Raw genomic sequence first — 15,813 nt, 5'->3', positions numbered from 1 at the left:
AGCAACATGAAAAATTTCACATATATACTTTCGGTTTTATTTATTGCAACAACAATGAGTTGCACTAAAGATTTTGAAGACATAAATACCAACCCAAACCAACCAAGTTCAGTCCAACCGAGTTTGTTATTAAGACAAGTGATATACGATTTTGGCGAAAACATGAGCTATGAAGGTTTTGTTGCTGGCGATTTATTAGCACAACACAGAACAGCTTTAGATTTCAACCTATTTGATAGACACGCTTTAAAATCACCACAATTAGGAGGTAATCCTTGGCCTATTTTTTATACCAATTTGAGAGATAATGAGATTATCTTAAATCAAGCTAAAACAACAGAAACCTTTGCTATTTATGAAGGTCCTGCTTTAATTCTTAAGGCTTATATGGCTGCTGGTTTGACGGATTTATTTGGAGACGTTCCCTATTTTGAAGCGTTCAATGGTGTTGAAGGCACCGTAACACCAGCATACGATTCACAAGAAGACATCTATCTTAATGAAAACGGTATTTTAGATAATTTAGATAAAGGTATTGCTGCAATTGAAGCCTATACTGATGTGATTCCGCTAGAAGGAGATATTTTATTTAATGGCAATTTAGAGGCTTGGATAAAATTTGCGAATGCTTTAAAAATTAAACATTTGGTGCGTATTTCGGATAAAGTAGATGTTTCTAGTCAATTACAAACACTTTTTGATGAAGGCAATTATATTACTTCAAACAGCGAAAATGCTATTTTCAATTTTACAAACACAGACCCAAACAGTTTTAGATTAGCACAATTACGAATTGGAGATTTCAATAATTTTGTATTATCTGAAACTATGGAAGACATTTTAGTGGGTTTAAATGACACGAGACTTTCAAGTTTATTTCGTCCGTTCTCAAATTCAAGCACTAATGAATTTAATGGTTTATTAAATGGTATTGATGCATCTTCGACCTCTATTGCTTTAGCTAACTATTCTTTGGCAAGTACTGCTTTTAGAGAAGACACGTCTAGTTTAGATGCTAATTTTATAACCGCTTGGGAAGTACAATTCGCCTTAGCAGAAGCAGCCGCCAAAGGTATTATTTCTGCAGAAGCACAGACATTATACAACGCTGGAGTTACGTTAGCATTTGAGTATTGGAATACGGAACTACCTATAGATTACCTTTCTGGCCCTGCAGCTTATAATGCTTTTGGGTCAAACCCAATAGAACAAATCTTAACACAGAAATGGATTGCAAATATTATTAATGGTTACGAAGGCTGGATAGAATACAGAAGAACAGGTTTCCCTGAATTGCAAACGATTTCAGCAAGTTTAAACAACGATTTAATTCCAGTAAGAATGCCTTATCCTGCAGAAGAAGCCGCTTTAAATTTCGAAAATTACAGTGTTGCAGCCAACGCAACCGACAACAATAGTATAAACGTGCCAGTTTGGTGGAACGAATAAACATACATGGATATAATTAACTGGCAATGGCTATTGATAATTGCATCGAGTTTAATACTCTTTATATTATCACCATTAGCAAAAACTACAGACGATTTTTTTAAGGCGGTTCATAAAAGGAAAGCACCAAACGCTTTAGTGCTTACCGGAAGCCTTATTATTTCTTGGATTTTCGCCAAGAGTATTACTAATGCGGCCAATTTAGGTTTAGACTTTGGTATTGTTGGTGGTGTTGCGTATGCTGGTTATTATTTATCATTTGCTGTGGCTGGTTTACTAATTTACAAAATGCGCGTTGTTGGCGGATTTAAAAGTATCCATCAATTTCTAACTAGCAAATTCGGAAAAGGAGCTATGGCTTTGTTTTCGATTTTAATTGCGATTCGTTTATTTAATGAAGTTTGGAGTAATACCATGGTAATTGGCAGTTATTTTGGCGAAACAGATAGTTCTAACTACCATAAAGCCATAATTGTTTTCACCATATTGACATTAGCTTATGCTATAAAAGGAGGTTTGAGTAGTTCTATTTTTACTGATGTGATTCAGATGGTATTATTCAGTATTCTACTTATAGTAATTCTGTGGAATATATTTTCTATTGAAAACTTTAGTGTTACTGATGTTGCCACTTCTGGAACATGGAGTTTTGAATTAGGTTTAAATCTTTTCTTCGCTGCCATTATTCAATCGTTTAGTTACCCGTTTCACGATCCTGTTTTAACAGATAGAGCCTTTATCAGTTCGCCTAAAGTGACACGAAAAAGTTTTTTATGGGCCAGTTTATTGGGTGCCATTTGCATTATACTATTTAGCGTCATTGGTGTTTATGCGCAAACCCAAGGTTTTAAAGGACAAGCAGCCGTAGAAGTCGGAAAAGCCTTTGGTGTCGTCATCTTATTAGTCATTAATTTTATTATGATAACCTCAGCAGCATCAACATTAGATTCTACATTCTCTTCATTTTCAAAATTATTAGCCATTGATTTAGGCATGGTAAATGATATAACTTTCGGGCGTGCATCCATGGCAGCAATTGCTATTTTAGGAACTCTACCCGTTTTTTTAAATGCTGAAGTATTATCTGCCACTACCATATCTGGAACCATGGTTATAGGATTAACACCGGTTTTTATATTCTGGAATATTAAAGTTCCCAAAATCAGTTTTTATCTAAGTGTAATTTCTGGTTTAACATTTGGGTTTTTACTCATTTTTGATCTGTTTCCGGAAGCTTTAATTTTTACAGAAGGAAAATATGCGGATTTACTTTGGGTGAATATTTGGGGAATTTTGAGTTGTACTATTTTATATTTTATTCCGAAATGGTTACCATCGAAAACAACGTATTAAAGGCAAATTCTGTTTCATAAATAACATAAGAAATAAATTTTCACTTTAACGTGAAATACTATGAATAAAAAAATAACAAACATCGGAACCTTAACGGGTAAAGCACTACTCTTTGGTGGAGTTTACAGCAACCTTCAGGCGCTTAAAGCCTTAATTGCTATAGCAGAATCTGAAGGTATTTCACCAGGAAATTGCATTTGCACAGGAGATATTATTGGTTATTGTGCGCAACCTGAAGAAACCATGCAAACCTTTATGAATTGGAATGCAAGGAGTATTGTTGGTAATGTAGAAATACAGTTACGAGATGATGAAGCCGATTGCGGCTGTGATTTTACAAAGGGTTCTCGTTGTGATGGTTTTTCACAACAATGGTATCCGTATGCTAAGAGCAAACTATCAAAATCGTCTTTAGATTATTTACATACGCTTCCAGATCATATAACATTCAACTATGGGAATCAAAAGATTTCGGTAGTACATGGTTCTTATTTTAATGTTTCTGAATTCATATTTAAATCGACGGATTGGTCAACTAAACTTCGAAATTTTACAGCATTACAAAGTAATATTATTATTGCAGGACATTCAGGCTTACCGTTTATAGAGGAACAAAAAGACAAACTTTGGATAAATCCGGGAGTGATTGGTATGCCCGCAAATGATGGTAGTCCTGATGTTTGGTTTACAATTTTAGACGATACTACAAAACCTATACTTGCAAATTTCCGTAAGTTAGAATACAACCATATGCTCACCAACAAATTAATGTTAAACGGATTGCTACCTGAATCTTACGCAAAAACAATTGTAACTGGAATTTGGGACAATATGGAAATTTTGCCTGAAGCAGAGAAACTATTAAAAGGAAAAACAATACTATTGTAAGGTTAAACTAATTATTTATACTAAAGCAAAATGCAAAAACTCTTTATATTATCTTTTTTATTCATTTGCACTCTTGGATATAGCCAGGATACATTGGTAAAACTATTAAAAAAGTATAATAAAGAGACGATTCCTTATGTTTCTGCTCAAGAATTAGCAACTCAAATTACAGACGCTAGAGTATTAGATGCTAGAGAACTTAATGAATACAACGTAAGCCACATAAAAAATGCATTATATGTTGGTTATAAAAAATTCGATATAAATACAGTTAAAAAATCACTCCCAGACACTTTACAAACCATTATTGTTTACTGCACTATTGGAGTGCGTTCAGAAGACATTGGTGAGAAGCTTAAAAAGGCTGGCTACACCAATGTTTATAATTTATTTGGTGGTATTTTTGAATGGAAAAACAATAATTTCCCTGTATTTAATTCCGAAGAAAAAGAAACAGAAAACGTACATGCTTACTCCATAGAATGGGGTAAATGGCTACAAAAAGGTATTAAAATCTATGACTAAATCTCTCGTAATTGTTTTTGTAAAAAACATAAAATTAGGAACTGTAAAAACAAGACTTGCCAAAACTATTGGTGACTATGGTGCTTTTGATGTTTATACTGAATTAGTTAAAATCACAGAAAAAGCAACTAAAGCATTAGATTTTGATAAACGTATTTATTTTTCTAACGCCATTGTAGATGAACAATGGAAAGATGAAATTAAAATGGTTCAGAGCGGAGCAGATTTAGGTGAGCGTATGCTTAATGCTTTTAAAAAAGGCTTTGCAGATGGTTATGAAAAAATCGTACTTATTGGTTCTGATTTACCAGACATTAATTCTACACATATTGAAAAAGGGATAGATGCTTTAAATACAAACGAAGTTGTTTTTGGCCCAGCTGAAGACGGTGGTTATTACCTAGTAGGAATGTCTAAATTAAACACTTCTATTTTCACCGATAAACCTTGGAGTCAACCTAACTTATTAAAAGGTACGTTACAAGAGTTACATAAAAATAACGTTACAGTTAATACTTTAGATATTTTAAACGATATTGATACTTATGAAGATTTAATTGCTTCAAATTTTTATAAATCTAACAAAGAATTACAAGAAAAAATACAACAACTCAATGATTAAATTAATAACAGAAAGTACCGAATATTTACAAAGTAAAGGTTTTAAAAATCCTGAAGTTGGTATCATTTTAGGTACAGGTTTAGAGCAATTAATTAACGAGATTGAAATTATTGCCGAGGCAAGCTACAATCATATTCCTAATTTCCCAACTGCCACTGTAGAGTTTCATAAAGGCAAACTTATTTACGGAATTCTTGAAGGTAAAAAAGTAGTGGTTATGCAAGGCCGTTTTCATGTTTATGAAGGTTACAGTTTACAAGATGTTACATTTCCTGTTAGAATTATGGAAAAACTAGGGATTAAAACCTTATTGGTTTCTAATGCTGCAGGTGCTGTTAATTTAGACTTTAAAAAAGGCGAATTAATGCTTATTGACGATCATATTAATCTTCAAGGAAGTTCACCTTTAGCTTTCAAAGGCGTTTCTGAATTAGGAGAACGCTTTACAGATATGAGCGCACCTTATGATGCAGATATCAATTCTAAATTTGAAAACATAGCCAAAGAAAATAATATTACACTACACAAAGGTGTTTATACAAGCGTTGTTGGTCCTCAACTAGAAACACGTGCAGAATACCGTATGCTTAAAATTATGGGTACCGATGCTGTTGGTATGAGTACAGTTCCAGAAATCATTGTCGCTAATCACTTAAAATTAAAAGTTGCCGCTGTTTCTGTTTTAACGGATGAATGCGATCCTGAAAATTTAAGACCTGTAGATATTTCTGAAATTATTGCTATGGCAGAGAAAGCAGAACCAAATATGATTACTCTTTTTAAAGAATTAATTAAAAATTTGTAAGTCTAAACAGATTTAACCTACAAAAGGATTATTAATTAAAAGACCACCCCTTTTTTTTTACAATCTAAATGGAAAAATACCTAGACATATTCACTAAATCTTATTCCAGCTATTGGAACTATCTAAAGTATGAATTCATTGATATTTATCATTGGGATAACTTCTTTTATGGACTTATCCTTATTTCTATTTTAGTATGGATTTTAGAAATTGCTTTTCCTTGGAGAAAGGAACAGGCCCTTTTTAGAAAAGATTTTTGGTTAGATACATTTTATATGTTCTTTAATTTCTTCATACTAAACCTAATTATACTTATTGCACTCTCTAACACGGTTTCTGAAGTATTTAATGATATTTTAGGAATTGTTGGCTTATCCGTTTCAAGTTTTCAGTTATTTGATGTCGATGAACTACCAAAATGGTTAGGGCTTTTTATCTTTTTTATAGTTTCAGATTTTGTTCAGTGGAATACACACCGTCTATTACATCGTTTTGAATGGCTTTGGAATTTTCACAAAGTACATCATAGTATAAAAGAAATGGGGTTTGCTGGGCATTTACGTTACCATTGGATGGAACCCGTAGTTTATAAGTCTATTTTATATATCCCCTTAGCTATTATTGGAGGTTTTGATGCACAAGATGTTGCCATCATATATTTCTTCAACATTGCTATCGGACACTTAAACCATGCTAATTTGGGTTGGGATTATGGAATTTTAAAATATCTATTCAACAATCCAAAAATGCATATTTGGCATCATGTTAGAGAATTACCAAAAGGTGAACGCTTTGGAGTAAACTTCGGAATTACATTAAGTATTTGGGATTATCTTTTTAAAACAGATTACATTCCGCATGACGGAAGAGATATTGAACTAGGGTTTGATGATGATGACATATTCCCTAAAGATTTTATAGGACAATCTGTATATCCTGCATTTTCAAAGAAACGTAAATCTAGCGTTTCAGAATAATTTAACCTTTCTAATTAAACACACATTTAGACATGAAATATTTATCAGTTTTACTAGTTACTATAATTTTTGCTTCATCGTATTCTGGAGCACAAAGTATTAATGAAAACAATTCTATTGAAATTAGTTTGGGCCTAGACGGAACAATAAGCAACGACGGTATTACAGAAACTACTGAAATTATTTACACAGAAGCTTTTGACCATTCTATTTTTAATAAATTACTACAAAAATTCGTTTCTGATAATGGAAACGTGAATTACAAAGGTTTAAAAGGAGAACATAAAACACTTCTAAGTTATATTGATTTACTAAAAACGAATCAACCTAATGAAGATTGGAGTAACAATGATAAACTAGCCTATTGGATTAACGCATATAATGCTTTAACCATAGATTTAATCTTAAAAAATTACCCAACAAAAAGCATCAAAGACATCAAAGATCCTTGGGATCAACGCCTTTGGAAGTTTGGAACTACTTGGCAAAACTTAAATGATATAGAGCATAAAATACTTAGAGGAATGCATGAACCACGAATTCATTTTGCTATTGTTTGCGCTTCTATATCATGCCCTAAATTACAAAATACAGCATTTACGGCTTCTGAATTAGACACACAATTAACCAATGCTACAAAAGAATTTTTAGCAGACACTACAAAAAATGAACTTTCAGAAGAACAGATAAAAATCTCTAGAATCTTTAAATGGTTTAAAAAAGATTTTGAGACTAACGGAAGTTTAATTGATTTTCTTAATCAATATTCTGATGTAAAAATTTCAAATTCAGCTAAAAAAAGCTTCAAAGATTACAATTGGAATTTAAATAAATAAAAATATTCTCGTGCTTTTTTCGTAAATAGATATATGATAAGTATAATTATTCCGGTATTTAACGAGGCTGATAATATTGCCAATTTATTAACGCATCTTTTAGAGAATTCTGAGGATAAGAATATTTCAGAAATTATTATAGTAGATGGTGGAAGTATTGACGGAACTATGGATATTGTTAAAGACTTCGTCACTTCGAGTGATTCTGAACGCAGTGAAGAATTGTATCGAGAAGCTTTTTCAAATGTTCTCGATACAAAATTCCAAAAAAGGAATTTCACTCGAACTGACGCACAACTAGGTAGCGAAATAGGAGATCCTGAATCAAGTTCAGGATGGCATATTCAATCAAAAATACTTTTTCTTGAATCTTCCAAAGGAAGAGCAAAGCAAATGAATTGCGGTGCAAAACATGCTAAAGGAACTATTTTATACTTTCTTCATGCTGATTCTTTTCCCCCTAAAAATTTTGATCAATTTATAATTAACGAAGTTCAAAAAGAAAATGAAGCTGGCTGTTTTAGAATGCAATTTGATAGCCATCATTGGTGGCTTAGGTTAGCAAGTTGGCTAACACAGTTTAATTGGCGCGCTAGCAGAGGTGGTGACCAAAGCCAGTTTATAACCAAAACATTATTTAATATTATTGGTGGTTACGATGAAGCTTACGTTATTTATGAAGATAATATGCTGATTAATGAATTGTATGCACGTGATCAGTTTACCGTCATCAATAAAAAATTAAAAACCTCAGCCAGACTTTACCGCAAACATGGTGTTTGGAAAGTGCAATATCACTTCTGGACCATTTACTTAAAGAAATGGTTTGGTGCTTCTGCTGAGGATTTAGTTGCTTATTACAAGAAGAACATTTGCTAAACGCAACTTACTTTTTTTTATTCCGCCCTATTTCATCAGGGTATAAATCCATCACTTTATTACTTTGAAAAATTTCTTTAGTATCAATATCAATTGCAGATAATTTCCCTTTAAAGGTTGCTCCAGTATCTACATTCCAAATATTAGCACAATTCATCGGTTTGTCTTCACCAAAATTAGTTGTTGGTGTGTGGCCAATATAAATTTCAGAATATTTTTTTAAGCGATTAGGGTAAATCAAAGAATCTAACTTAATATTTTTATCAAATGTTAAGGCCATTTCCCATAATGTTCTATCAAAATAGAAATTTTCGGGGTTCAATTCATTTTCTACACCTTTCATAGAGGTAAAACCTGCATGAAGAAATAATCGGTTTTCAGAATCTATATGATATAATTTTAATGCTTCAAAAAAGTGAAGATGTGTTTGTTTTTCTTCATCAGAAAAATCCTTGTAGCTTTCAATGGTTTCTTTTCCTCCATTTTTAAACCAAACTTCATTAACATCTCCCGTTGCTAACCATTTTTCGCACCAAACATCGTGATTTCCTTTTATAAAAATACATGCATTCGTTTTAGATAAGTCTATTAGACGTTGAATAACTTGCGCAGCTTCACTCCAACCATCTACATAATCTCCTAAAAAAATTAAGGCATCATCAGAACTTACATTTGTTCTTTCTATAAGTTGATTTAAACCTTTTAATCCACCATGTATATCACCAACAGCTAATGTTCTCATACGATTCTATTTTTTTTTCAAAGCTAAAATTAAATTTTAAAACCATACTTTCTAAATCGTAATTTTTAGATCTTAAATTTTCTTGAAGATGTTAAACTTAAGATAAACTATACTTAAGAAAGACATAAAATTGATTTCCAAACCACTACAATATTTTAATTTGCTAGTCAACCAATCAATCCTTAAAATGAAAATCAATCAAACACTATTTGCAATAGTCTTTTTTTCTATTGCTCAATCTTACGCACAACAGACCTTTTCTTCAAAATTATTAGATTCAGAAACCGAAAAACCTATTCCCTTTGCAACTATTCAATTCAACTCAAAAACAGGAGTTATTAGTAACGACGATGGTGATTTTAACATCACAATTACAAGATCTATAAAAGCAACAGACTCTTTATTTATAAGTTGCTTGGGGTATAAAGAAATACGAGTTCCGCTTATAAACTATGATAATTCTACAATTTACCTAAAGTCGCAATCTTTCGACTTATCTGAAGTATTAGTCACTAATAAAAATTATTCTATTGATGAGATTTTAGATAAAGTAAAAGAAGGTTTAACGACTAATTACGATTCTGACTTTACAAAAAGAAAACTATTTTATAGAGAATCTTATTATACAGAAATGGATAAGTCTGAAGTTAACTTAGAAAAATCTACAATACCCGAATTTAATCAATCAATGATTGACAGTTTAATTCAGATTATGCCAAAAAACACAAGTAGTCATACTGAAATTTTGGGTGAACTTTATGGAAAAATTACACCAGAAGCTGCTCAGAAAATAGAAATATTAAAAGCGTGTAGACTCTATGACAAATCCATGGATATAAATATGGATAATTATGAAAAAAGATTTAATGACATTTTTAAAAAATATGTGAAACGAGATTCTTATTTTAAAATTAAATCGGGCTGGTTTAGTGTGAAAGAAGAAATTGACTCTTCCTTATTTGGTGATAAAAAAGAAAAAGTAATAAATGAAACTTTACTTGCTGAACAACGAAAAAAAGATTCGATTAGAAAAATAGGTTTTAAGCATTGGAAAAAGATGAGTATTCATAAATTTGAAAACAACAATTTTATTGATAAAGATAACGACCTTAACTTTATTCATAAATCTCAACGCTATGAGTTTACTTTAGCCGACTATGCGTACATAGATCAGATGTTTGTATATGTTATACCTTTTAAACCAAAACGCAGCGAAGATTTTGAAGGAACAATGTATGTAAATACAGAAGATTTTGCCGTTGTAAGAGTTGATTATAAAAATGTAAAACCTTTAAGTAGTTTTTCATTGTTAGGCATTTCAACTAAAAAATATTTAAAAGAAGGCACTATCATATTTCAAAAAAATGAAAATGAAAAATATACTTTAAAATATAGAGATGAATCTACAGGCCAAAGGGTTGGTATAAAACGTCCTATAAAAATTGTTGAAAAGAACAAAAATGTACGCGGCAGAAGAAAACAAAATGAATTGAAAGGCGATATTTATTTCATTGTTAGAAACATTGATAAGTCTGAACTTATTGTTTTTGACAGTGAAACAATTTCTGAAGCGGAATACAACAATTTTAAAGAGAAAAACTTAGTCACACCAGAACGTCTTAATAAATATGATCCTGATTTCTGGAAAGGTTATAATATTATAGAACCCAATAAAGCCATTAAGGATTTTAAAGCTTTAGAAAGTGATGATTAAGATTATCTAATATAGCCTAAGCTCAATTAAATATCAATTGAGCTCACGCCGCTTATAATGCGATTTTATAATGGCTTCTACAGGTTTATTCTGAGGTGTAAATTGATTATTATCTACACCACCAACTTCATCATGGTTAATAAACCATTTCCATAAATAACCACCAGCAAACCAATCTTCATCCCAAACCGCATCAAATAAAGCTTGGGTGGCATTATTTTGTGCTTCAAGATTTACAGAAGTCATAGAACGATCGTAACGCCAAGGTTCTTTACCCGTATAATCTACACTTCTATAACCAAACTCTGTAAACAGAATTGGTCGGTTTAATTTTTCTGAAAAACCTTTTAATCCTTCTTTATGTTTTACCCAACCATTTATACAATCTTCAATTGTTGGTGTTTGCATAGTACTTACCGGAAAGTAAGCGTCTACACCAACATAATCTAGATCTAACCAAAAAGGTGTTGTCCAAAACTCGTCCCAATTAGCAGCATAAGTTAGCTTACCTGTATAAATCGTTCTAATTTCTTTAATAAGTTGATGCCAATATTCAGGTCTGTTTTTTATAAATTCTTCTAGCTCTGTTCCTATACAAAATACTTCGACATTTAACTCTTCAGACAACTCAGCATAATTTAAAATAAAATCAGAATAAGAGGTTTCTAATAATTTCCAATCTGTTTCAGTACCTGCTTTTAAAAATCCGGTAAACTCTCCATGAGAAATCCACAATTGCGGTTTCACCATCACTCTTATATTTTCGTTATGAAGTGCTTCAATATATTGCTTTGCTCCAGAACGGGTTTCGCCATACCATTGTCGTTTGGTATTATGAGTCACTTTGGGATGCTCTTTATCTCTTACAAATCCAAAAGGCATAACAGCGGCAGCATTAGCATTTATCTGTACCAAGGGTTTTACATGCGAAGAATCTACAACGCCTCTAGAAGCCACAAAGCTAACCCCATTAATTTTAGCAGATTGAGACGGAATCGCAGCACAACCAAAAAACAAAAAAACAAAAAGGCAGTAAAAAAAATATCGCATATTATTAAAAATTATGCCTAAATTTAAAGAAATCTCGCTTATGGGTTAAGGTTTTAACAAAACCTTCGACCTATATGTTTTATCACTAACCTAAATCCCACCGAATATTCGGATATCAACCATGGAACATATCGTTATTATTGGCAACGGCATCTCTGGAGTTACACTCGCAAGGCATGTTAGAAAACTTTCAGACAAGAGAATTACAATTATTTCGGGTGAGACCGATTTTTTCTTCTCTAGGACTGCTTTAATGTACATTTATATGGGGCATATGAAATTTGAACATACACAACCTTATGAGAATTGGTTTTGGGAAAAGAACAGGATTGAACTAAAGAAAGGTTTTGTTAATAAAGTTGAAACTGAAACAAAAACACTTCATTTTACAGAAGGAGAAACACTTCAATACGATAAATTAATTATAGCAACAGGAAGTAAACCTAATAAATTTGGTTGGCCTGGTCAAGATTTAGAAGGTACACTAGGCATGTACCACAAACAAGATTTAGAAAAGCTTGAAAAATACGCCCCAAATAAAGAAACTTGTAAACGTGCTGTAATTGTTGGTGGAGGTTTAATAGGAATTGAATTGGCTGAAATGCTAAATAGCCGAAGTATTCCTGTAACATTTTTAGTAAGAGAAGATAGCTTTTGGAATGGCGTTTTACCACAAGGTGAAAGTGAAATGATTAATAGACATATTAAAAATCATCATATAGATTTACGACTTTCAACAAACCTTAGAGCCATAAATTCTGACGAAAATGGAAAAGTAAAATCAGTAATTATTGAAGAAACAGGAGAAGAACTCGAATGCAATGTCGTTGGTTTAACTGCTGGTGTAGCACCAAATATTGATTTTCTAAAAGATTCTGGTATTGAAATAGGACGTGGTGTAAAAGTGAATCGTTTTTTAGAAACAAATATCCCTGATGTTTATAGTATTGGTGATTGTGCAGAACAACATGAGGCTATTGGAAACCGACGACCTATTGAAGCGGTTTGGTACACAGGCCGAATGATGGGAGAAACTTTAGCCCAAACTCTTTGTGGTAACCGTATAGAATACAAACCTGGTCATTGGTTTAACTCCGCAAAATTTTTAGATATTGAATATCAAACTTATGGTTGGGTATTTGGAGAACGTGGGAGACCTGAACACGAAGTCCATTTTCATTGGAAACATGAAGATGATACAAAATGTATCACGGTAGCTTACGATAAAAACACAAATGTATTTTTAGGAATTAATAATTTTGGAATACGAATGCGCCATGAAGTTTTTGACCGATGGCTTACCGAAAAACGTGATGTAGATTACGTGATAAATCATTTACCTGAAGCTAATTTTGATCCTGAATTCTATTCAAAATTTGAAAAAGATATTTTAAAAGCCTACAATAACCAATTACAAACTGTATAAAATGAGCAACAAATTAAATCATAGTATGTCATTGGCAAAGCCAGACGCTTTAGACATTACAACAAAACAAAAAGTAGCGCTTGCTATAGGTGTCATTGGGTTATTTATATTCACATTAGCTCTTTTTAATACTAACTTCCCTAATAAAGGTTTATTTCTAACACTTTCATTAGGATCTATAATCGGTGGTATTATTATATATTCTAGAGAAGCTTACCTTACCAAACTAGAAGGTATAAAAAATGATGGTGTTTGGTTTAAATCCATATCATCACGTGGAATTCTAGGTTGGATTCTAGGTGTTCTTTTAACCACATTTTACATTGTACTTTATTTCTTTCCAAAATATTTAGGCTTGGGGACTGATGGAGAAGCAAATACAGGTTTAATTAGTCTTTTTGATCCTTTAAGTCATTTGTTAAGTGGAAGAAATGCCAGTCAATGGTTTGTCTACGGAACACTTTATACCGTTGCAATATTAGCTTTTGGTTATAAATTTATTCTAAAATATAGACATAATCGCTACCAACAATTACGTACCGTTTCAGTAATGTTTTTTCAATTAGGTTTTGCCTTTTTAATTCCTGAATTCATGTACGTAATGAATAATGATTTACCATACTACGATCTTAAAAGTATTTGGCCTCTTAATTATTACATTTTTGATGAATGGTCTGTAAATGGTTTTCTCTCTAATGGTAATATTGGTATTGCCTTATTGTTATTTGGTATCATATCTATATTTGTAATCACACCAATTTTAACCTTTAAATATGGGAAACGTTGGTATTGTTCTTGGGTTTGTGGTTGTGGTGGTTTAGCTGAAACTGCAGGTGACTCTTTTAGACAATTATCTTCCAAAAAGATGTCTGCATGGAAATTAGAACGTTGGTTAATCCATACCGTTTTAGTATTTTCTGTAGTGATGACAGTTGCTATGATTTACACCTATTTAGGTTACGACAAAAATGATTTCTGGTTAACAAGAGATGTTTTTATCATTTCTGTTATCGGCTTTTTAACTTTAGTCTTTGCAGTTGTAATGATCTTTAAAAGACATGAACTAGGTAAAGATGCTAAATTTGGCGCTATTGGTTACTTTATTGTTATTACACTTTTACTTGTAATGCATTTTACAGGAACAACAGATCAGCTTTTTTATATTAAAGCTGGTGCCTTAAGATCTGCTTATGGTATTTATATCGGATCTATTTTTTCTGGAGTTATAGGAACAGGGTTCTACCCTATTTTAGGAAACCGCTCTTGGTGCCGTTTTGGTTGTCCTATGGCTGCTATTCTTGGTTTTCAACAACGTTTGTTTTCTAAATTTAGAATAACAACAAATGGTGGTCAATGTATTTCTTGTGGTAACTGTTCTAACAGTTGTGAGATGGGAATAGACGTAAGAGCTTATGCTCAAAAAGGTGAAAACATTGTACGATCTAGTTGTGTCGGTTGTGGTGTTTGTTCTGCTGTTTGTCCAAGAGGCGTTTTAAAATTAGAAAATGATTCAATGGAAGGACGTATTAACCCAACAGAAATCCTTTTAGGAAACGATGTTGATTTAATGGATTTCGTTAATCAGAAATAATTTGGTTCTAAACTCATTTCAATATTAATACATAATTAAAACGTTCAAAATAATTTTGAACGTTTTAATTTAAATATTGCATCAAGACTTACTGTATTTCATTTCACAAATTGTAACCTTAGTATATTCCACATTTAATAGTTTACAATTAGCTTAGTGTAAATTTTTAGACAAAAAAATTTTCAAAACCGTATTTTAGCGCTCATAAATAGATTAAATGCCCAATATAAAAGTTATTATTCCTGCTTATAACGAAGAAGAGTCAATTCCTCATGTTATAAAAGACATTCCTGCTATTGTCGATGAAATTATTGTAATAAGCAATAAATCAACCGATAACACTGAAATCAATGCCAAAAAAGCGGGTGCTACCGTTTTAATTGAAAATAGAAAAGGGTATGGTTATGCTTGTTTAAAGGGGATGGAATATATTTCTCAACAAAAAAATAAGCCAGATATTATTGTTTTTTTAGACGGAGACTACAGCGATTATCCAGAAGAATTAACCAAAATAATTCAACCAATTTTAGAAGAAAACGACGACTTTGTTATTGGTTCTCGTGTTAAAGAATTGCGAGAAGAAGGCTCAATGACCATACCTCAAATTTTTGGTAATTGGCTCGCAACAAGCTTAATGAAATTATTTTTTCGTTCTACTTTTACAGACCTAGGTCCCTTTAGAGCTATTAAATATGATAAGCTTTTAGGACTAAAAATGGAAGACAAAACTTATGGATGGACAGTAGAAATGCAGCTCAAGGTTTTGAAGCAAAAACTACGCTATAAAGAGGTCGCTGTTAATTACAGAAACAGAATAGGTGTCTCAAAAGTTTCAGGAACGATAAAAGGTGCTATCTTTGCAGGCATAAAAATCTTGACATGGATTTTTAAATACAGTTTTAAGTGATTTACCTTCAATACACCATCATCGTTATTTACACTGTTGCTATAGTGCT

15 protein-coding genes are annotated in these 15,813 nt (G+C 32.0%); 13 read left to right on the top strand and 2 right to left on the bottom strand.

Annotation, left to right across the window (positions count from 1 at the left end; translation table 11 throughout):
* The first annotated feature begins 6 nt into the window (after nt 1–6).
* The 9 genes from H0I32_RS10170 to H0I32_RS10130 all read left to right on the top strand — a co-directional run bounded on the left by H0I32_RS10170 (nt 7) and on the right by H0I32_RS10130 (nt 8,334).
* Nucleotides 7–1,449, top strand: a complete 1,443-nt coding sequence (locus H0I32_RS10170; RefSeq protein WP_179313439.1) for a SusD/RagB family nutrient-binding outer membrane lipoprotein — start codon at nt 7–9, stop codon at nt 1,447–1,449.
* Between the two features lie 6 nt (nt 1,450–1,455).
* Nucleotides 1,456–2,802, top strand: coding sequence for a sodium:solute symporter family transporter (locus tag H0I32_RS10165; RefSeq protein WP_179313440.1), 1,347 nt, complete (start codon nt 1,456–1,458; stop codon nt 2,800–2,802).
* A 60-nt stretch (nt 2,803–2,862) separates the two neighbouring features.
* Nucleotides 2,863–3,690 (top strand): metallophosphoesterase family protein, encoded by an 828-nt coding sequence (locus H0I32_RS10160; protein ID WP_179313441.1) that lies wholly within the window; start codon nt 2,863–2,865, stop codon nt 3,688–3,690.
* Nucleotides 3,691–3,720: 30 nt separating this feature from the next.
* Entirely contained in the window at nt 3,721–4,215 is a 495-nt protein-coding gene (locus H0I32_RS10155; protein ID WP_179313442.1) for a rhodanese-like domain-containing protein, read from the top strand.
* Nucleotides 4,208–4,837 carry a TIGR04282 family arsenosugar biosynthesis glycosyltransferase gene (locus tag H0I32_RS10150; protein ID WP_179313443.1) on the top strand — a complete coding sequence of 210 codons (630 nt, stop codon included), beginning with the start codon at nt 4,208–4,210 and terminating at the stop codon, nt 4,835–4,837. Before H0I32_RS10155 ends, H0I32_RS10150 begins: the two co-directional genes overlap by 8 nt.
* Nucleotides 4,830–5,642: a purine-nucleoside phosphorylase gene (locus H0I32_RS10145; RefSeq protein WP_179313444.1), complete on the top strand. Its 813-nt coding sequence runs from the start codon at nt 4,830–4,832 to the stop codon at nt 5,640–5,642. The genes H0I32_RS10150 and H0I32_RS10145 overlap by 8 nt, the downstream gene beginning before the upstream one ends.
* A 68-nt stretch (nt 5,643–5,710) precedes the next feature.
* Entirely contained in the window at nt 5,711–6,619 is a 909-nt protein-coding gene (locus tag H0I32_RS10140) for a sterol desaturase family protein (RefSeq protein ID WP_173586384.1), read from the top strand.
* Between the two features lie 32 nt (nt 6,620–6,651).
* Nucleotides 6,652–7,455 (top strand): DUF547 domain-containing protein, encoded by an 804-nt coding sequence (locus tag H0I32_RS10135; RefSeq protein ID WP_179313445.1) that lies wholly within the window; start codon nt 6,652–6,654, stop codon nt 7,453–7,455.
* Between the two features lie 33 nt (nt 7,456–7,488).
* Nucleotides 7,489–8,334, top strand: a complete 846-nt coding sequence (locus H0I32_RS10130; RefSeq protein ID WP_179313446.1) for a TIGR04283 family arsenosugar biosynthesis glycosyltransferase — start codon at nt 7,489–7,491, stop codon at nt 8,332–8,334.
* Nucleotides 8,335–8,341: 7 nt separating this feature from the next.
* On the opposite strand, the gene H0I32_RS10125 is transcribed toward H0I32_RS10130, so the two are convergent.
* The gene (locus H0I32_RS10125) at nt 8,342–9,076 is read right to left on the bottom strand and encodes a metallophosphoesterase family protein (protein ID WP_179313447.1); all 735 of its coding nucleotides are present in this window, start codon (nt 9,074–9,076) and stop codon (nt 8,342–8,344) included.
* Nucleotides 9,077–9,263: 187 nt separating this feature from the next.
* Between H0I32_RS10125 and H0I32_RS10120 the strand changes: the two genes are divergently transcribed.
* The gene (locus H0I32_RS10120; protein WP_179313448.1) at nt 9,264–10,790 is read left to right on the top strand and encodes a carboxypeptidase-like regulatory domain-containing protein; all 1,527 of its coding nucleotides are present in this window, start codon (nt 9,264–9,266) and stop codon (nt 10,788–10,790) included.
* A gap of 33 nt (nt 10,791–10,823) precedes the next feature.
* On the opposite strand, the gene H0I32_RS10115 is transcribed toward H0I32_RS10120, so the two are convergent.
* On the bottom strand, nt 10,824–11,840 hold the full coding sequence (locus H0I32_RS10115; RefSeq protein ID WP_173586379.1) for a glycoside hydrolase family 113: 1,017 nt from the start codon (nt 11,838–11,840) through the stop codon (nt 10,824–10,826).
* Nucleotides 11,841–11,961: 121 nt separating this feature from the next.
* On the opposite strand from H0I32_RS10115, the gene H0I32_RS10110 reads away from it, so the two are divergent.
* From H0I32_RS10110 to H0I32_RS10100, 3 genes are all read left to right on the top strand, one after another.
* Nucleotides 11,962–13,266 (top strand): NAD(P)/FAD-dependent oxidoreductase, encoded by a 1,305-nt coding sequence (locus H0I32_RS10110; protein ID WP_179313449.1) that lies wholly within the window; start codon nt 11,962–11,964, stop codon nt 13,264–13,266.
* A 1-nt stretch (nt 13,267) separates the two neighbouring features.
* Entirely contained in the window at nt 13,268–14,857 is a 1,590-nt protein-coding gene (locus tag H0I32_RS10105) for a 4Fe-4S binding protein (RefSeq protein WP_179313450.1), read from the top strand.
* A gap of 217 nt (nt 14,858–15,074) precedes the next feature.
* Nucleotides 15,075–15,764 (top strand): glycosyltransferase family 2 protein, encoded by a 690-nt coding sequence (locus H0I32_RS10100; protein ID WP_173586376.1) that lies wholly within the window; start codon nt 15,075–15,077, stop codon nt 15,762–15,764.
* Nucleotides 15,765–15,813 lie beyond the last annotated feature (49 nt).

Origin of the sequence: Winogradskyella sp. HaHa_3_26 (assembly GCF_019278425.1) — a bacterium.
Taxonomy (GTDB): domain Bacteria; phylum Bacteroidota; class Bacteroidia; order Flavobacteriales; family Flavobacteriaceae; genus Winogradskyella; species Winogradskyella undariae.
Note: the sequence above shows the minus strand (reverse complement) of the source record. Positions and strands in the feature narration are given on the sequence as shown.